Below are 18,483 nucleotides of genomic sequence, written 5' to 3' on the forward strand. Positions count from 1 at the left end.
ATGCAGCTTGGTCTGATCGGTCTCGGCAAGATGGGTGGCAACATGCGCGAGCGGATCCGCCGCGCAGGGCACGAGGTGGTCGGCTTCGACCGCGACCCGAAGGTGTCGGACGTCAAGACGCTGGCCGGTCTGGTCAAGGCGCTCGACGCCCCCCGCACCGTGTGGGTGATGGTGCCGTCGGGTGCGCCGACCACTGACACCGTCGCCCAGCTGGCCAAGCTGCTCGACAAGGGCGACATGGTCATCGACGGCGGCAACAGCCGGTTCACCGACGACTTCGAGAACGAGAAGCTCCTCAAGGCCAAGGGGATCGCCTACCTCGACTGCGGGGTGAGCGGTGGCATCTGGGGTCTGGAGAACGGCTACGGCCTGATGGTCGGCGGCACTGCGGCCAACGTGCGCAAGGCCATGCCGATCTTCGACGCGCTGCGCCCCGAGGGCCCGCGCGACGAAGGCTTCGTCCACGCCGGCAAGGTCGGCGCGGGCCACTACGCGAAGATGGTGCACAACGGCATCGAGTACGGCCTGATGGCTGCCTACGCCGAGGGCTACGAGCTGCTCGAGGCCAAGGACATCGTCACCGACGTGCCGGGAGCGTTCAAGGCCTGGACCCGTGGCACCGTGGTCCGCTCCTGGCTGCTCGACCTGCTGGTCGACGCGCTGGAGAAGAACCCGCACCTCGACGACGTCTCCGGCTACACGGTCGACTCCGGGGAGGGCCGCTGGACCGTCGAGGAGGCCATCGCCAACTCGGTGCCCATGCCGGTGATCTCGGCCTCGCTGTTCTCCCGGTTCGCCTCCCGCCAGCAGGAGTCGCCGACCATGCAGGCCGTCGCAGCGCTGCGCGGCGGCTTCGGTGGGCACCAGGTCATGTCCGTCTCCGAGGGCGAGAAGCTGCGCGCCGACGGCGCGCCCAAGCACGAGAAGGCCGTCGCTGCGAAGGTGGCCCCCAAGGAGAAGCCGACCAGGAGCGCCGCCAAGGCGGCAGCCAAGGGACGCAAGGCGGCCTCGGCCGGCCCGTCCTCCGGCACCGGGTCCACGTCAGGCTCGAAGTCCGGTCCGACGTCCGGCACCGGGTCCACCCGCAAGCGCGCCGCCAAGAAGTCCAGCTGACCCAGGCACTGCGCGCCCAGCAGCCGACCCACGAGCACCAGATCGGGCGACCATGCACGTCCGCCACCTGACCGTCGCCGACTTCCGCAGCTACCGGACGGCCGAGCTGCCGCTCGAGCCCGGCGTCACCACGCTCGTCGGGCTGAACGGACAGGGCAAGACCAACCTGGTCGAGGCGATCGGCTACCTCGCGACGCTGTCCAGCCACCGGGTCTCGACCGACCAGCCGCTGGTGCGGTTCGGGGCGGAGCAGGCCGTCATCCGGGGTGCGGTCATGCGCGACGGCCGCGAGACCATGCTCGAGCTGGAGCTCAATCCGGGGCGCGCCAACCGGGCCCGGCTCGGCCGCTCCCCCGTGTCGCGACCGCGCGACGTGCTCGGCACCCTGCGCACGGTGCTCTTCGCCCCCGAGGACCTCGCCCTGGTCAAGGGTGACCCCTCGGAGCGGCGCCGGTTCCTCGACGACCTGCTCGTCGCGCGGCAGCCCCGATGGGCCGGCGTCCGCAGCGACTACGACAAGGCACTCAAGCAGCGCAACGCCTTGCTGAAGTCTGCACAACCATTGCTGCGCAAGGGATCTCGTCGCAGACCACCTTCCCGACCTGCCGACGAACCGGTGGACGACGCCCGGGCGTCGGCGCTGCACACCCTCGACGTGTGGAACGACCACCTGGCCGCGGTCGGGTCGCAGCTGCTCTACGCCCGGCTGCGGCTGCTGCGCGACCTCGGCCCCTACCTCGCCAAGGCCTACGACGAGGTGAGTGCCGGGCAGTCCGACGCGCGGGTCTCCTACAAGAGCAGCCTGCGGGAGTCGGTCGCCGCGTCTCTGGCCGCCGGGGAGGTGCCCGAGATCGAGGTGCTGCGCGCCGAGCTGCTGGCCACCTTCGCGGAGGTGCGTGACAAGGAGGTCGAGCGCGGGATCTCCCTCGTCGGACCCCACCGCGACGACCTCGTGCTGTCCCTGGGCGAGCTGCCGGCGAAGGGCTACGCCAGCCACGGCGAGAGCTGGTCGTTCGCGCTGGGACTCAAGCTCGCGGCATACCAGCTGCTGCGGCACGACCTCGGTGAGGACCCGGTGCTGATCCTCGACGACGTGTTCGCCGAGCTCGACACCGGGCGCCGGGAACGGCTCGCGGCCATGGTCGCCGACTGCGAGCAGGTGCTGATCACCGCCGCCGTCGACGCCGACGTGCCGACGAGCCTGGTCGGCCAGACCTTCCACGTGACCCTCGGGGCGGTGGCGCGGCGTGAGTGACGAGCCCGACGACGAGGGTCCCGTGACTGACCCGACCCCTGAGGTGGATCCCGGCGCGACCGGTGCCGAGCTGCTCGACGAGACCGTGCTGGTCGATGACGCGGCCGAGGCGGCCCTGCTGCGGGCCCGTGCGGCGGCGCGCGAGAAGGGCTTGCGACCCGGGCTGAAACCCATGCGCCGTAGGCAGATCGGGCGTCCCACCCCGGGCGCACCCACCGACCGACGTGACCCGCTCCTGCTGGGCGACCAGATGGACCGGCTGATGGCCGACCGCGGGTGGAAGGTCGACGTCGCCGTGGGTTCGGTGATGGGGCGCTGGCCCGAGATCGTCGGCGAGGAGGTGGCGCAGCACTGCACGCCGGTGAGCTTCGAGTTCGGGGTCCTCACCGTGCGGGCCGACTCCACGGCCTGGGCGACCCAGCTCAAGCTGCTCGAGTCGTCGATCATGGCCCGCCTCGAGGGCGAGGTCGGCAAGGACACCGTGACGGCGCTCAAGATCGTCGGTCCGAGCGCCCCGTCGTGGAAGAAGGGGCCGCGTCGCTCGACCGGACCGGGGCCGCGCGACACGTACGGGTGAGCGGCTCCCTGCCTAGGATCGGACCATGACGGCCGACGCCGACCGGTCCCCGGACCGAAACCTGACCCGCGACCACTTCGACCACGTCACCCGGGTCACCACGCGCTGGTCGGACAACGACATGTATGGCCACCTCAACAACGCCGTCTACTACGAGCTCTTCGACTCGGCGATCAACGCCTGGCTGATCACCGGGGGCGAGTCCGACACGATGGCCGGACCCGAGCTCGGGGTCGTCGCCGAGTCGGGCTGCCGCTTCTTCCGCGAGCTGGAGTACCCGCGGCCGCTCGACGTGGGGGTGCGGGTGGAGCGCCTCGGCCGCAGCAGCATCACCTACGCCCTCGGCCTGTTCGACGCCGAGGACTCCGCGATCGCCGCCCTCGGCCACTGGGTGCACGTCTACATCGACCGCGACTCGCGCGGCACCGTGCCGATGCCGCCCCTGGTGCGCGAGCTGCTCGAGCGGGCCGTGGCCCAGCGTTGATGAGGGTGCAGCGCTGATGCAGATCACCGGCGCCGTCCTCGAGGAGGTCGGGCGCACCCCACCCTTCGCCGTGAGCCGTCCGCTCACCGTCGGCACCCTCGACCTCGCCGCACCCGAGGCCGGCGAGGTGCTCGTGCGGATCGAGGCTGCGGGCGTCTGCCACTCCGACCTGTCGGTGGTCAACGGCAACCGCGCGCGACCGGTGCCGATGCTGCTCGGGCACGAGGCGTCGGGTCGCGTCGAGCGGCTCGGGCCGGGGGTCACCGACCTCACGGTGGGCCAGCGGGTGGTGATGACCTTCCTGCCCCGGTGCGGCGAGTGTGCCGGCTGCGCCACCGGCAGACGTATGCCGTGTCGCCCCGGCTCGGCGAGCAACAACGCCGGCGAGCTGCTCGGCGGCGGGCGACGGTTGTCTCGCGGCGGCACACCCGTGCACCACCACCTCGGGGTGTCGGCGTTCGCGACGCACGCGGTGGTGGACACCAGGTCGGTCGTCGCCGTCGCCGACGACGTGCCGCCCGCCGTGGCCGCGGTGCTCGGGTGTGCGGTGCTCACGGGAGGAGGGGCACTCCTCAACGCGGCGCCCCCGGAGTCGGGCCAGACGGTGATGGTGGTGGGCCTCGGCGGGGTCGGGATGGCGGCCCTGCTCACGGCCCTGGCGCTCGGCGCGGGAGATGTGGTCGCCGTCGACGCGGTGGCGGCCAAGCGTGAGCAGGCCCTCGAGCTCGGTGCCACCCGGGCGCTCAGCCCCGACGAGCTCGCCAGCACCGGGACCACCGCCGACGTGGTGGTCGAGGCCGCCGGCAACGTCCGGGCGTTCGAGGCCGCGGTCACCGCGACGGCGCCGGGAGGACGGACCGTGACGGTGGGCCTCCCCCACCCGGACGCCAGGGCCAGCATCTCGCCGCTGGCGCTCGTGGCCCAGGCGAAGACCGTGATCGGCAGCTACCTCGGGTCGGCCGTGCCGGCGCGGGACATCCCGGTGCTCGCCCGGTGGTGGCGTGACGGGCGGTTGCCGGTCGAGGCCCTGGTGTCGGCGCGGATCGGGCTCGACGACGTCAACCATGCGATGGACGAGCTGGCCGCCGGGCGAGCGGTGCGCCAGGTCATCGAGCTGTGACTCAGCGGTCCTTGCGGCGCAACCCGGCTCGGTCGACGACCTCGACCTGTCCGCGCCCCAACCGCAGCAGGCCCTCGGTCTCCAGGGCGCGCAGCACGCGGTTCGTCGACGGGCGGGTGGCGCCGGCCAGCTCGGCGATGTCGGTCTGGGTGAGCGGGATGACCACCGGGCGGTCGGGCGGTGCGTCGTACTGCTCGCACAGGTCGAGGAGCCGGCGCACCACCCTGCGGTCGGTGGGCAGGAACAGCGCCTCGAGCAGGTGGTCGGACAGCCGCTTCACCCGCGCGGCGAGGAGGGTGGCCAGGTGGGTCTGGATGCCGGGGTGCGCCGCACACAGCTGGGCGAACTCGGCGAAGGTCAGGCTCAGGGTCGTCGTGGGCTCGAGGGCACTCACGGTCGAGCTGCGCCGCTGGGCCGTCGACACGACCGCGACGTCGCCGAGTGCGCGCCCGGGCCCGATCACCCGGAAGGCCACCGAGTCGCCCATCGGTGAGGTCCGCCGGGCCATCACCCGGCCCTCGGCGATGAAGTGCACCGTGTCGGCGGGGTCACCCTCGTGGAAGAGGATCTCGCCGCGCTTGAACTGGCGGCGCCTCGCCATGGCCAGGACCTCACGGCGCTCCCCCTCGGTCAGGTCCCGAAGCAGCTGCCACTCCATGACTCAGTGCACCACATGCGGCTCGGAGTGCCACCGGGCGCTGCGCTGTGTCACGACGAGCACACTCGCTCCGTCCGCCCGTGCACAGACCGGTCGGCCCTCGTCCGCGACCGTGGAGTGACCACCCGGAAGCTCCGGGAGGGACGGACGAAGGAGGCGGTCATGAAGCGGAACGCCCGACACCACCCCGACCTCGCCCACCACCACCCGGTCGTCCACAAGGTGCGCGGTAGGTGGGTGTGGTCCTGCGAGTGCGGTAGCGCATCCTGTCGCACCGACCTGACCCAGCTGAACTGGCACCAGGTCGTCGTCGAGGCGCTGCGGCACGCCACCACCATCGCTGCCTGAGCTCATGACGCGCTCGGGGCCACCCTCCTCAGGGGAGAGATCTGGGGGTGGCGGCGGAGCGGGCCTCGGAGAGGAGGATCCGCTCCGCCCTGTCGTAGCACTCCTGCGCCTTGCCGGCGGTGTCGCCGACGGCCGTCATCCCCACCCGGCCAGCCTCGGTGACGGAGCTGATCATGTGGAACACCACTCCCGTCTGGCTGGCGGGGTCGAAGTGCAGCCCGGTCCGGGCCACGACGTCGAACAGGTCGTTGACGCGAAGTCCGCGCAGGCTGGGGTCCTCGAGGTGGTCGGTGGCGACGAGGTGCTTCTCCCGACCGGCCGGGGTCGTGAACAGCGCGGTCTGGCTGTCGTACCGACCGTTGGTGAGGAACTGCAGGGTGAGGAAGGGGTGCGTGGTCCCGCCCTTGCGCAGGTTGACCTCGATCGCGTACGAGTCCCAGCGGGCACCGCGTCGGACGACCACGAAGTCGATCGCGAACCGCCCCAGGACGCCGAGCTCGGCCAGCCGGGCACCCACCGCGCTCGCCTGCTGCGTGATGGTGCCGGCATACTCGGGGTCGGCCGGGAAGCGGCAGCCGAGGTAGGACTGACCCGTGGGGCCACCGAGGATCTGGTCGTGCGTCGACAGCACCTCCACCTCCCCGAGCGGGGTGATCCGCAGCTGCACGCTCGGGCTCAGCACCTCTTCGCCGATGATCCGCTCCTCGACGATGCCGGCGCGCTCGGCGAACTTCGCGAAGTACAGGTCGTGCGTGACGGTTTTGCCCTCCAGCTCCATCCTCCGCACCCGCCCCTCCAGGTCCGCGCGCTCCGACGCCGACCCCGTGGGTGGGAGTCCCCGGAGGTCGACGAGGGCGTTCCCGGCGCCGGCCACTCCTTCGTTGAGCTTCACCATCGCCTCCGCGACGCCGGGCCTGCGAGCGCGCAGCTCGGCGAGGGAGTCGACGATGGCGTCGACCGAGCGGAGGTCCTCGAAGCCGGCGGGGTAGTCCACGCCCGCCTCGTCGAACAGCCGCCGGCACCCGGTCTTCGTCCCCAGCGCGAAGTGCCTCGGGTCCGCCCCGTACATGGGGATCCCGAGCTCGAGGGCGAGGTCCCGCTCCAGGGTCGTGGTCGTGTAGGGCACCAGGTGCGAGCGGCTGCGGTCGGGGATGAGGGCCCCGATGTCGGCGAGGATCCGGGGCCGCTCCAGCAGCTTCTCGGTGAGGGGGCGCGGGGTGAGGTCGCCCACCGACACCAGCGACAATCGGGCGCGAGCATGGCTGGGGATGACCCCCGGCAGGAGCGCGAGGTAGTACTCGACGATCGCCGGGTCGACCGGACCCGAGGTCACGTAGACCATCCGCAGCCGGGGCTGCCGCAGCAGGAGCAACAGGAAGAGGTAGCGCTCCTCCATCGCCTGGTTGATCGCCCCGGCCCTGGCCGTGACACGGTCGAGGGACACCGACGGCACCACCACGACGGACTCGCCGGGCTCGTTGAGCCGCATGGATCTCCAGACCGCGGGCAGCCGGCTCTGCAGCCGGTCGTATGCCGCGTTGCGCTCCTCCTCGTTCAGCTCGCCCAGCGGTCGCGAGACGTCGAGCGAGGTCATGGCGTCACCCGGGCCGCGTCGAGGCCGAGGACGTCGAACACCTCGATCGGCCTGGTGATCCCGCGCAGCTCCATCGGCCCGAGCGAGCGGGTCACGGCGACCTCCGCCGCACCCGTGACGACCCGCTGGGTGGCGAGGATCTGCCCCGCCCGGGCGGTGTCCGACAGCCGGGCGCTGACATTGGTCACGGTGCCGATCGCCGCGTAGTCGTAGCGCCCTTCGAAGCCGACCCGGCCGAGGGTGGCGTAGCCCTGGGCGATGCCCACCCCGAACCCGAGGTCGTGACCGTGCTTGCGCCAGCCCTCCGCGAGCTCGGCCACCCGGCCCCGCATCGCGACGGCCATCCGCACCGCGCGCTCCGGCGCATCGGGACACGGGATCGGGTCGTTGAAGAAGACGAGCAGCCCGTCGCCAGCGAAGTGCTCGAGCGTCCCCTCGAAGCGGAAGACCAGGTCACCCAGCGCCTCGTGGTACTCCCGCAGGACCGAGATCACCTCCTCGGGCTCGGCCGTCTCGGCAAAGCTGGTGAAGCCCCGCAGGTCGCAGTAGACCGCAGTGATCTCGCTGCGGTGGCTCTGCAGGAAGGCGTCGTCGCCGCTCTCGACGACGAGGCCGGCCACCTGCGGCGACAGGAACCGGCGGAGCCGACCGACCCGCTCCAGCTCGGTCACCTGGGCCGCCACCTTGGCCTCGAGCTCGCGGTTCCAGCCAGCCAGCTCGGCAGCCTGCCGCTCGACCGTGTCGTGGTACCGCTTCACGCGCACGAGCGAGCGCACCCGCGCCAGCAGCTCGGCCTGCTCGAAGGGTTTGGTGACGAAGTCGTCCGCACCGGCCTCGATGGCGCGCAGCTTCTGCTCCTGGCCGCTCGCGGTCACCATCACCACCGGCAGGAAGGAGGTGGCCTCGTTGGCGCGGATCTGCCGACAGGTCTCGTAGCCGTCGATCCCGGGCATCAGGATGTCGAGCAGCACGAGGTCGGGGACCTGCGTCGACAGCCACTCGAGCGCCTCCTCCCCCGAGGTAGCGGTGTGGACGGTGAACCCGCGGGGGGTGAGGACGGCATCCATCAGCTTCACGTTCTGCGGCAGGTCGTCGACCACCAGGATCACGGCGTCGTCGGTCGTCATCGGGGGTCCTCCGTTCTGAGGTGGGCACGTACCTGGTCGGGAAAGCTGCGGACACTGATCGGCTTCTCGAGGTACCCGTCGAAGCCGGCCGCCAGGGCACGGTCCCGGTCCTGCGCCATGGCGAAGGCGGTCAGGGCCACGACCGGGATGTTCCACGTGGCCGAGTCGGCGCGCAGGAGGGACAGGGCCGCATGGCCGTCGATCCCGGGCAGCTGGAGATCCATCAGGATGACGTCGGGTGCGGAGCGCTGGGCGGTGGCGACCGCCTCCTCACCGGTCGTCGCGACGAGGACGGTGAACCCGGCATACTCGAGCACGTCGCGCGCGAGCTTGAGGTTGCGTTCGTTGTCCTCGACGAGGAGGACGACCTGGTTCGTCATCCGGCCTCCCGACCGCGGGACCGGACCGGACCGGCGGTGATCTGGGCCAGCCGGACGGCCAGCAGCCCGAGGTCGACGGCGCTCTTGGACGTGACGAACTCGATCCGCCCGTCGAGCAGCTCGCGGTCGTGGGTCGTGACGGTCTTGGCGGTGAGCACCACGACCGGGATCGACGCGGTCTCCGGGTCCGAGCGCAGGAGGTCGACCACCTGGAAGCCGTCGGTCTCCGGCATGAGCAGGTCGACGAGGATCACCGACGGCTGATGGGTGCGGATGAGGGTCATGGCGACGTCGGGGGTGGTGCAGGTGTGCACCACCCAGCCGGCCGGATCCAGCGCCAGCCGCACCAGCTCGAGGGCGATCGGGTCGTCGTCGACGAAGACGGCCACCTTGCGCGGCGCCTGGTCGACCGGCAGCGCGACGAGGCGTCGGAGGGCGGCGAGGAGGTCGTCCCGGGCGACCGGCTTGACGAGGTAGTCGGACGCACCGAGCGCGAACCCGCGACCGCGCTCGTGGATCACCGAGACCACCACCACGGGGGTCGACGCGGTGTGCGGGTCGCCCTTGATCGCGCCGAGGACGTCCCACCCGTCCATCCCGGGGAGCCGGATGTCGAGGATCACCGCCGCCGGGGACAGCTCGCGCACGGCGGCCAGCCCGTCGGGCCCGTTGGGAACAGCCACCGGTCGCAGCCCGGCGGCCTCCAGGTGCAGCGACATCAGCTCCGCCGAGCTGCGGTCGTCCTCCACGACGACCACCACGGGCCGGTCGTCCGCGGTCTCGACCGAGTGGTCGGGCAGCACCGTCGCGACGAGGCTGCGGCCGAGCGGGATCGAGAAGCCGAAGGTGCTCCCGTGGCCGACCTCGCTGTTGAGCCAGAGCCGACCGCCGTGGAGCTCGACGATCCGCTTGGTGAGGGTGAGCCCGAGGCCGGTGCCCTCGACCTGGCGGGCGGTGCGGCCCCCCTGCTGGAACGAGTCGAAGATCCGCTGCTGGTCTGCGGGGTCGATGCCCATCCCGGTGTCCGACACGGTGATCTCGAGGTCGCCGTCGGCCGTCCGGGCGTGCACCTCGACCCGCCCGCCGTCCGGGGTGAACTTCACCGCGTTGCTGAGCAGGTTGAGCAGGATCTGCTTGAACCGCAGCTCGTCGGCGCGGACCACGCCGACCTCGGGCGCCACCTCCCGGTGGAGCGTGATGCTGTGCCCCACCGCCCGCTCCCGGACCATCGACAGGGCGTAGTCCACGGTCTCGGCGACGTCGAACTCGGTGCGGTCGAGCTCCATGTGCCCGGCTTCGACCTTGCTCAGGTCGAGCACGTCGTTGAGCAGCGCGAGCAGGTGCCGGCCCGAGTTGAGGATGTCGCGCAGGTAGTCCTCCTGCCGGTCGTTGAGGTCGCCGAACATCCGCTCGAGCAGCACCTCGGAGAAACCGATCACCGCGTTGAGCGGGGTGCGCAGCTCGTGCGACATGCTCGCCAGGAACTCCGACTTGTGCTGGCTGGCCTCGGCCAGCTCGGCGCTCTGGAGCTCCAGCTGCTGGTAGAGCCGGGCGTTGGTCAGGGCGATCGTGGACTGGCTGGCGAACGCCTCCAGCACCTCGCAGGTCTCGTCGCTGAGCAGCCCGGGAGCCTTGCGGCGCACCACCAGGGCTCCGACGACCCGGTCCGAGCGCACCATCGGGATGGCGGCGACGGAAAGCCACCCGGCGGCATACAGGACGGACAGGTGAGGGTCCCGCTCCGTGAGCGTGAGGTCCTCGATCTGCTGGGGCGCGCGGTCGAGGCAGGCCTTGCCCACGAGGGTCTCGTCGATGTGGATCCTGGTGCCGCGCAACGCCTGCACCACATGGGGCTCGGTGCCGAAGGTGGTGCGCACCGAGAACAGCTGGGTCTTCTCGTCGAACTCCATCAGGGAGCCGCCGTCGGTGCCCGAGAGCTCGACGGCGAGGCTGACGATCGTGGTCAGGACCTCGTCGACGTCGAGGCTCGAGCTGACCGCCTCCCCCACCTCGGCGAGGGCCTCGAGCTGGTCGACCCGCCGGGCCAGCTCGGCCCGGCCGGCTTGGAGCTCCTGCACGAGCCGGACCCCGTTGATCGCCAGGGCGGCCTGTCCCGCGAAGGCGGTCACGATGGTCAGCTCGCGCTCGGCGAACGGGCTGACCTGGTTGCGCCACAGCACCAGCGCCCCGACCACCTCGTCGTCGACGACCAGCGGTGCGCCCATGGTGGTCCGGAAGCCGGCGACGCGCTGCAGGTCCAGGCGGCCGTACTCCGGGTCGGCCACGACGTCCTCGATCTGCTGGGCCCGGCGATCCAGCGCGACCCGCCCCATGAGGGTGTCCCGGTCCATCGGCAGGGGGTGCTCGGCGATGTAGGCGATCGCTTCGTCGCTGACGCCGACCGCCTTGATCAGCTGGAAGACGCGCTCGTCGTCGAGGAGACAGAGCTGCGCGGCATCGGAGCGACACAGCCGCAGGGCGCTCTCGACGATCGTGGCGAGGACCATCTCGGGGTCTCCCGCAGAGAGGCCGAACGCAGAGAGCACCTCGTTGACGGCCGCGAGCTGCTCCCGGCTCTCCCGCAGCTCGGCGGTGAGGTCAGGCCCCCCCTGCGACGCCCCAGCTGTGGGCGGCGTCGACCCTGCCGGTGTAGTCACTCGCATCCTCCCCGGACGAGCAGCACTCGAGCACTCGCGTCCCTGCGACGACTTCCACTTGGCAGTGTCCACCCTGCTCGCGGCGCTGACCAGCGCAAATCGTGAGCGTGCGCGGGCCGCGGGCGCGGCTCGACCGCCCCTTGACCTCGCGGGTCAGCTCGTGTGGAGGGTGGCCAGGACGTCGGCGGTGACCGCCGCGACGTCGCCACCTCCCACGGAGCTGACCGTGATCATGAGTCCCTGTCCTCGGGTCACGAGGTGGATGACCTCGGTGTCGGTCCGGCCCTCGGCCACCGGGTAGTGAGCCTGCGCCACCAGCACCTCGCCGGCGCCGGTCGACACGGTGCGCGTGCCGTCCACCTCCATCGCCAGCCGGGTCATCTCACTCGTGACCTGCTCCGGGGTCGGCAGCCTCGAGAAGCCGCCCTTCTGCACGTCGATCGACTGGTACCGGCCACCCGAGACCGGCCCGACGGCCGTGGCCAGCGTGCTTGCCTCCAGCTGGGCGACGAACTCCTCCGGGGTGTAGCCCTGCCGGGCGGCTGCCTCTCTGACGTACGCCTCGCTCCGGTCGCCCGAGCGGTCGTAGCGGTGCCAGCCGGCGGGCAGCGCGAAGCGCAGCGGGGGGTCGGCGACCACCAGCTCGAGGGGGCCCCGCACCGCGCGCACGCCGAGGAACCCGCTCACCCCCACGAGGAGGGCGACCAGGACCACCAGGACCGGGACTCGCCGCACGCGCGCAATGTAGCGACCGCACGGCCCCGGCTGGGCCCGAACGGCGAGGATGCGGCGCTCCCCCCTGCGGCGCACGGGGGCCGGCGGGGCGTCACGAAACGCGAGAATCGGGCTCTCAGGGGGTGGGAGACGTATCCCCACCCGTGAAAGGGCAAGTTTTTGGCGCAAATCCGTGTTCCCGGGCCTCCTGACGCGAGATCCGACACCGCCGACAGGTAGACTTGGGGGTGAATTCGCGGCCAGCTGGTCAACCCGGTCTGGTCGCGTGCCATGAGCGGGTCCAGCGAGCCAGGGGGGCACCCCCTGTTCGCTGTGCCACCGGAGAAGGAGCACCGTGTCCGAGGCTGACCACACGCCAGACCAGCACACCCCCGCAGCAGGCACCCCGGCAGACGCCGCAGCCAGCGCCCCGCAGCAGACCCCCACCGAGCACCTCACGGCCGCGGAGGCCGAGGCTGCTCGTGAGGTGGTCGAGGCCGAGATCGTCGGCGCGGCCCCCGGGTCCGACTACGACGCCAGCCAGATCACCGTCCTCGAGGGTCTCGAGGCGGTCCGCAAGCGCCCCGGCATGTACATCGGGTCGACCGGCGAGCGTGGTCTGCACCACCTGGTCTGGGAGATCGTCGACAACTCGGTCGACGAGGCGCTGGCCGGCTTCGCCGACACCATCGACATCACCCTGCTCGCCGACGGTGGCGTGCGGGTCGCCGACAACGGTCGCGGCATCCCGACCGACATCCACGCTGGCGAGGGCAAGTCGGCCGTCGAGGTGGTCTACACCCAGCTGCACGCCGGCGGGAAGTTCGGCGGCGGCGGCTACAAGGTGTCCGGTGGGCTGCACGGCGTCGGCTCCTCCGTCGTCAACGCGCTCTCCACCCGGCTCGACGTCGAGGTGCACCAGAAGGGCCACGTCTTCCGGATCTCGTTCAACTACGGCGAGGCGGTCGCCCCCCTCGAGCAGATGGAGGCGTCCGACCGCACCGGTACCACGGTGACCTTCTGGGCCGACGGCGACATCTTCGAGACCACGACCTACGACTTCGAGACGATCCGCGCACGGTTCCAGCAGATGGCCTTCCTCAACAAGGGCCTGACCATCAACCTCGTCGACGAGCGTCAGCCCGAGTCGGCCGAGGACGACGCCGACACCGTCGACGCGTCGGAGCGCAAGCCGCGCAAGGTCTCCTACAAGTACGACAACGGCCTGGTCGACTACGTGACCCACCTCGTCTCGTCGAAGAAGTCAGAGCCGGTGCACGCCGAGATCATCTCGATCGAGTCCGAGGACACCGAGCGCCAGCTGAGCCTCGAGCTCGCGATGCAGTGGACCAACGCCTACTCGGAGTCGGTGCACACCTACGCCAACACCATCAACACCCACGAGGGTGGCACCCACGAGGAGGGCTTCCGCGCGGCGATGACCAAGCTCATCAACGACTTCGCGCGGAAGCAGAACCTCCTCAAGGACAAGGACGACAACCTCACCGGCGACGACATCCGCGAGGGCCTGACCGCCGTCGTGTCGGTCAAGCTCGGCGAGCCGCAGTTCGAGGGCCAGACCAAGACCAAGCTCGGCAACTCCGAGGTCAAGGGCTTCGTGCAGCGCGCCATGACCGACGAGTTCGGCCACTGGCTCGAGGCGCACCCGACCGAGGGTCGCGACATCGTCCGCAAGTCCGTGCAGGCCGCGGCCGCACGGATGGCGGCCCGCAAGGCGCGCGAGGCGACCCGGCGCAAGGGCCTGCTCGAGTCGGGCGGCCTGCCCGGCAAGCTGCGCGACTGCCAGAGCAAGGACCCGGCGATCTCCGAGGTCTTCATCGTCGAGGGTGACTCCGCCGGCGGCTCGGCGGTGCGCGGACGCAACCCGCACAACCAGGCGATCCTCCCGATCCGCGGCAAGATCCTCAACGTCGAGAAGGCCCGCATCGACAAGGTGCTGGCCAACAACGAGGTCCAGGCGCTCATCTCGGCGTTCGGCACCGGCATCGGCGAGGACTTCGACAAGACCCGCGCTCGCTACCACAAGATCGTGCTGATGGCCGATGCGGACGTCGACGGCCTGCACATCCGCACCCTGCTGCTGACCCTGCTGTTCCGGTTCATGCGGCCGCTGATCGAGGAGGGCTACGTCTACCTCGCGCAGCCCCCGCTCTACCGGCTCAAGTGGAGCAACCACCCCCACGAGTTCGCCTACTCCGACCGTGAGCGCGACGCCATGATCCTGGCCGGCCAGGGCCAGGGCTGGCGCCTGCCGAAGGACGCCGGCATCCAGCGCTACAAGGGTCTGGGCGAGATGGACTACCAGGAGCTGTGGGAGACCACGATGGACCCCGACCACCGGGTGCTGCTCCAGGTCACCCTCGACGACGCGGCCGCGGCCGACGAGATCTTCGCGATCCTGATGGGCGAGGACGTCGAGTCCCGTCGTGGCTTCATCCAGCGCAACGCCCGCGACGTGCGGTTCTTGGACATCTAGGTATGCAGCCGGGCCGCGTTTCACGTGGAACCTGGCCACCCGGCATACCCACTGAGTGTGAATGGCACGGCTGTTGAATAGCTATGACGGACAAGGGAATTCATGACTGAGATACCGCCGATCGAGTACGACCGCACCGAGGCGGTCGACCTCAACACGGAGATGCAGCGCAGCTACATCGACTACGCGATGACCGTGATCGTGAGCCGCGCGCTGCCCGACGTGCGGGACGGCCTCAAGCCGGTGCACCGTCGCGTGGTCTACGCCATGTACGACGGTGGCTACCGCCCCGACCGCGGCTACAACAAGTGCAGCCGCGTCGTCGGCGAGGTGATGGGTCAGTACCACCCGCACGGTGACTCCTCGATCTACGACGCCCTGGTCCGGCTCGTGCAGGACTGGTCGCTGCGCTACCCGCTGGTCGACGGCCAGGGCAACTTCGGCAGCCCGGGCGACGACCCGGCGGCGGCCCCGCGGTACACCGAGTGCCGGATGGCGTCGCTGGCCATGGAGATGGTCCGCGACATCCACGAGGAGACCGTCGACTTCCGCGACAACTACGACGGCAAGACGCAGGAGCCGGTCGTCCTGCCGAGCCGGTTCCCGAACCTGCTCGTCAACGGCTCGTCGGGCATCGCGGTCGGCATGGCGACCAACATCCCGCCGCACAACCTGCGCGAGGTGGCCGACGCCGCCCAGTGGATGCTCGCCAACCCGGAGGCGGCTCGTGACGAGGCGCTCGACGCGGTGCTGGCGCGGATCAGCGGCCCCGACTTCCCCACCGGTGCGCTGATCCTCGGCCGCAAGGGCATCGAGGACGCCTACCGCACCGGGCGCGGGTCGGTCATCATGCGCGCGGTCGTCGAGGTGGAGGAGATCCAGGGCCGGCAGTGCCTCGTGGTCACCGAGCTGCCCTACCAGGTCAACCCCGACACGCTCGCGCAGAAGATCGCCGAGCTCACCAAGGAGGGCCGGCTCAACGGCATCGCCGACATCCGCGACGAGACCTCGGGCCGCACCGGTCAGCGCCTCGTCATCGTGCTCAAGCGCGACGCGGTGGCCAAGGTGGTGCTCAACAACCTCTACAAGCACACCCAGCTGCAGAACAACTTCGGCGCCAACATGCTCGCCCTGGTCGACGGGGTGCCGCGCACGCTGCCGATCGACGCGTTCATCCGGCACTGGGTCGAGCACCAGATCGAGGTCATCCAGCGTCGGACGAAGTTCCGCCTGCGCAAGGCCGAGAACGAGATCCACATCCTGCGTGGTCTGCTCAAGGCGCTCGACGCCCTCGACGAGGTCATCGCCCTCATCCGCCGGTCGCAGACCGTCGAGGCGGCTCGCGACGGGCTGATCGAGCTGCTCGAGATCGACGAGGTCCAGGCCCGCGCGATCCTCGAGATGCAGCTGCGTCGGCTGGCCGCCCTCGAGCGCCAGAAGATCATCGACGAGCACGACCGCCTCGAGGCGATGATCCTCGACTTCGAGGACATCCTCGCCAAGCCCGAGCGGCAGCGGACCATCGTGTCCGACGAGCTGACCGAGCTGGTCGACAAGTACGGCGACGACCGCCGCACCCGGATCGAGTTCTTCGACGGCGACATGTCGATGGAGGACCTCATCCCCGAGGAGGACGTGGTCGTCACCATCACCCGCGGTGGCTACGCCAAGCGCACCCGGGTCGACGCCTACCGCTCGCAGGGTCGCGGCGGGAAGGGCGTGCGCGGGGCCTCCCTGCGCGGCGACGACATGGTCGACCACTTCTTCACCACCACGTCGCACCACTGGCTGCTGTTCTTCACCAACCTCGGCCGGGTCTACCGTGCCAAGGCCTACGAGCTGCCCGACTCCGGTCGTGACGCGAAGGGCCAGCACGTCGCCAACCTGCTGGCCTTCCAGCCCGACGAGAAGATCGCCCAGGTCCTCGACGTGCGCGACTACGCCCAGCAGCCCTACCTCGTGCTCGCCACGAAGAACGGCCTGGTCAAGAAGACCCGCCTCGCCGACTACGACTCCCCCCGGTCCGGCGGCCTGATCGCCGTCAACCTCAAGGAGGGCGACGAGCTCGTCGCGGCCGACCTGGCGTCGGCGACCGACGACCTGCTCCTCGTCTCGCGGCACGCCCAGTCGGTGCGGTTCCACGCCACCGACGAGCAGCTCCGGCCGATGGGTCGGGCCACCAGCGGGGTGACCGGCATGCGGTTCCGCGGCGACGACTCGCTGCTGTCGCTGAGCGTCATCCACGAGGGCGAGGACCCCGACGTGTTCGTGGTCTTCGAGAACGGCATGGCCAAGCGCTCGCCGGCCTCCGACTGGAACGCCAAGGGTCGTGGTGGCCTCGGCGTCGCCGTCGCCAAGATCACCGAGCGCAACGGTGACCTGGTCGGAGCCCTCACGGTCAGTGAGGACGACGAGGTCCTCGTGATCATGGGCAAGGGCAACATCGTCCGTATGCCGGTGAGCCCGGTGACGAGGCGCGGCCGCAACACCCAGGGCATGAAGTTCGCCAACCCGGGCAACGGTGACTCGGTCGTCGCACTCGCCCGAAACCCCGAGCGGGCGGTCGACGAGGTGGACGACGAGCTGGACAAGGACGCAGCCATCGAGTCCGGTGCGGCCCCGACAATCCAGTCCGCCGCTGGCGCGGCAATCACGACGTCCGCTGGCGCGGCAATCACGACGTCCGCTGGCGCGGCAATCACGACGTCCGCTGGCGCGGAAGGCGACTCCGCACGGGTTGATGCCGTACCGTCGTCTGGAAACGAGCAGGGTGTTGGGGCCTCCGCGGAGGACTCGGACGAACCTGAGAGCGACGCCACCGGAGGTAGCGAGTGAGCACGGCAGGCCAGACCAGCAGGTCGGCCCTCCCCCAGGGAGGGGCCGCTCCTGTGAGCCAGACCCAGTCCCTGTCCCAGGGTGGCGCCCGCCCGGCCGGCGCTCGCCCCGCTGGTGGCCCAACGGCCGCCCAGGCCGCTCGCGCCAGGCGGGTCAAGCTCACGGTCTCGCGGGTCGACCCGTGGTCGGCGATGAAGATGTCGTTCCTCATCTCGGTCGCCCTCGGCATCGCCGGCGTCGTCATGGTCGCCGTGCTGTGGATGATCCTGTCCGGCATGGGCGTCTTCAGCGAGGTCAACCGCCTGGTCGGCACGATCATCAGCGACTCGGAGAACCCGTTCGACATCATGGACTTCCTCGGCTTCGGCCGGGTGCTGTCCCTGTCGATCGTGATCGGGGTCATCGACGTCATCCTGCTGACCGCGCTGTCGACCCTCGGCGCCTTCCTCTACAACATCTGCTCGGCCCTCGTCGGCGGCCTCCAGCTCACCCTCACCGACGACTGAGCCGAGCCCTTCTGACCGTTTTGGAAGTGCGTGTGCGCGTGCTGTAACCTCGTGCCTCGCGCCACCTCCCGTGGCGCAGCGGAGATTGGGCTCACGGGCCTATAGCTCAGACGGTTAGAGCGCTTCCCTGATAAGGAAGAGGCCACAGGTTCAAGTCCTGTTAGGCCCACCAATCCCGATCCCCGCGGTTGCTCTGCGAGGGAAGGCGACGGCCCATGAAGAAGCTCCTGCTCCTCATCGTGACGGCCATCGGCGCCACGGCAATCCAGCGGAAGCTCAAGGCCCAGAAGGCCGAGAAGGACCTCTGGGCCGAGGCGACTGACTCCCCTCGCTAGCAACTGGGGCGGCCCTGGCCGCCTGTCACACGAAGGTGTGACACCCAGGGGCCATGGCGCAATTGGTAGCGCACCTGCTTTGCAAGCAGGGGGTTAGGGGTTCGAGTCCCCTTGGCTCCACCATCTCCTCCGCACATCTGGCCAGGTATGCCGGACAGCGGCCCCCAATGTGCGGCCGCACCAGACACCGGTGGCCAGAAGTGCCCTTCGAACGGGCCGCCTACGCAGGTTGGTGGATGCGCCGGGCGACGACCGGGGCGCACGCTGGCTGAGGTCCACCTCG

The 18,483-nt window shown here is 70.5% G+C and carries 16 protein-coding genes and 2 tRNA genes; 12 read left to right on the forward strand and 6 right to left on the reverse strand.

Annotated elements, in window-relative coordinates:
- Genes gnd through AC1DWJ_RS03760 form a run of 5 tightly spaced genes read left to right on the forward strand, consistent with a single transcriptional unit; the run spans position 1 to position 4,549 of the window.
- A complete protein-coding gene (gene gnd, locus AC1DWJ_RS03740) occupies positions 1-1,113 on the forward strand; it encodes a phosphogluconate dehydrogenase (NAD(+)-dependent, decarboxylating) (RefSeq protein ID WP_457254451.1) in 1,113 nt (370 codons plus the stop codon).
- Positions 1,114-1,165: 52 nt separating this feature from the next.
- On the forward strand, positions 1,166-2,368 hold the full coding sequence (gene recF / locus AC1DWJ_RS03745; protein ID WP_477620003.1) for a DNA replication/repair protein RecF: 1,203 nt from the start codon (positions 1,166-1,168) through the stop codon (positions 2,366-2,368).
- Positions 2,369-2,390: 22 nt separating this feature from the next.
- Entirely contained in the window at positions 2,391-2,945 is a 555-nt protein-coding gene (locus tag AC1DWJ_RS03750) for a DciA family protein (RefSeq protein ID WP_477620004.1), read from the forward strand.
- Between the two features lie 25 nt (positions 2,946-2,970).
- A complete protein-coding gene (locus tag AC1DWJ_RS03755) occupies positions 2,971-3,429 on the forward strand; it encodes an acyl-CoA thioesterase (protein ID WP_477620005.1) in 459 nt (152 codons plus the stop codon).
- A gap of 16 nt (positions 3,430-3,445) precedes the next feature.
- The gene (locus AC1DWJ_RS03760) at positions 3,446-4,549 is read left to right on the forward strand and encodes an alcohol dehydrogenase catalytic domain-containing protein (RefSeq protein ID WP_477620006.1); all 1,104 of its coding nucleotides are present in this window, start codon (positions 3,446-3,448) and stop codon (positions 4,547-4,549) included.
- Between the two features lies 1 nt (position 4,550).
- Here the strand turns inward: AC1DWJ_RS03760 and AC1DWJ_RS03765 are convergent, their stop codons facing one another.
- Complete coding sequence (locus AC1DWJ_RS03765; RefSeq protein WP_477620007.1) at positions 4,551-5,207, reverse strand: Crp/Fnr family transcriptional regulator; 657 nt, start codon at positions 5,205-5,207, stop codon at positions 4,551-4,553.
- A 162-nt stretch (positions 5,208-5,369) separates the two neighbouring features.
- Here AC1DWJ_RS03765 and AC1DWJ_RS03770 point away from each other — a divergent pair, with 162 nt between their 5' ends.
- Positions 5,370-5,555, forward strand: coding sequence for a hypothetical protein (locus AC1DWJ_RS03770; protein ID WP_477620008.1), 186 nt, complete (start codon positions 5,370-5,372; stop codon positions 5,553-5,555).
- A gap of 28 nt (positions 5,556-5,583) precedes the next feature.
- Here AC1DWJ_RS03770 and AC1DWJ_RS03775 read toward each other — a convergent pair whose 3' ends face one another.
- From AC1DWJ_RS03775 to AC1DWJ_RS03795, 5 genes are all read right to left on the reverse strand, one after another.
- Positions 5,584-7,149: a peptide ligase PGM1-related protein gene (locus tag AC1DWJ_RS03775; RefSeq protein ID WP_477620009.1), complete on the reverse strand. Its 1,566-nt coding sequence runs from the start codon at positions 7,147-7,149 to the stop codon at positions 5,584-5,586.
- Complete coding sequence (locus AC1DWJ_RS03780) at positions 7,146-8,276, reverse strand: response regulator (RefSeq protein ID WP_457254442.1); 1,131 nt, start codon at positions 8,274-8,276, stop codon at positions 7,146-7,148. The genes AC1DWJ_RS03775 and AC1DWJ_RS03780 overlap by 4 nt, the downstream gene beginning before the upstream one ends.
- Positions 8,273-8,656: a response regulator gene (locus tag AC1DWJ_RS03785; RefSeq protein ID WP_477620010.1), complete on the reverse strand. Its 384-nt coding sequence runs from the start codon at positions 8,654-8,656 to the stop codon at positions 8,273-8,275. Before AC1DWJ_RS03785 ends, AC1DWJ_RS03780 begins: the two co-directional genes overlap by 4 nt.
- A complete protein-coding gene (locus AC1DWJ_RS03790) occupies positions 8,653-11,313 on the reverse strand; it encodes a response regulator (protein ID WP_477620011.1) in 2,661 nt (886 codons plus the stop codon). The genes AC1DWJ_RS03785 and AC1DWJ_RS03790 overlap by 4 nt, the downstream gene beginning before the upstream one ends.
- A gap of 153 nt (positions 11,314-11,466) precedes the next feature.
- On the reverse strand, positions 11,467-12,048 hold the full coding sequence (locus tag AC1DWJ_RS03795; protein WP_457254439.1) for a hypothetical protein: 582 nt from the start codon (positions 12,046-12,048) through the stop codon (positions 11,467-11,469).
- 466 nt (positions 12,049-12,514) lie between these two features.
- Here AC1DWJ_RS03795 and gyrB point away from each other — a divergent pair, with 466 nt between their 5' ends.
- The 6 genes from gyrB (at position 12,515) to AC1DWJ_RS03825 (ending at position 18,323) form a co-directional block, all read left to right on the forward strand.
- The gene (gene gyrB, locus AC1DWJ_RS03800) at positions 12,515-14,524 is read left to right on the forward strand and encodes a DNA topoisomerase (ATP-hydrolyzing) subunit B (protein ID WP_457254507.1); all 2,010 of its coding nucleotides are present in this window, start codon (positions 12,515-12,517) and stop codon (positions 14,522-14,524) included.
- 102 nt (positions 14,525-14,626) lie between these two features.
- A complete protein-coding gene (gyrA, locus tag AC1DWJ_RS03805; RefSeq protein ID WP_477620012.1) occupies positions 14,627-17,359 on the forward strand; it encodes a DNA gyrase subunit A in 2,733 nt (910 codons plus the stop codon).
- Positions 17,360-17,412: 53 nt separating this feature from the next.
- On the forward strand, positions 17,413-17,865 hold the full coding sequence (locus AC1DWJ_RS03810; protein ID WP_457254437.1) for a DUF3566 domain-containing protein: 453 nt from the start codon (positions 17,413-17,415) through the stop codon (positions 17,863-17,865).
- A 95-nt stretch (positions 17,866-17,960) separates the two neighbouring features.
- A tRNA-Ile gene (locus tag AC1DWJ_RS03815) sits at positions 17,961-18,037 on the forward strand.
- Between the two features lie 43 nt (positions 18,038-18,080).
- Complete coding sequence (locus tag AC1DWJ_RS03820) at positions 18,081-18,200, forward strand: DLW-39 family protein (RefSeq protein ID WP_235543224.1); 120 nt, start codon at positions 18,081-18,083, stop codon at positions 18,198-18,200.
- 47 nt (positions 18,201-18,247) lie between these two features.
- Positions 18,248-18,323 (forward strand) — tRNA-Ala (locus AC1DWJ_RS03825).
- Positions 18,324-18,483 lie beyond the last annotated feature (160 nt).

The sequence above is a fragment of the Pedococcus sp. P2_D7 genome, from assembly GCF_056404295.1.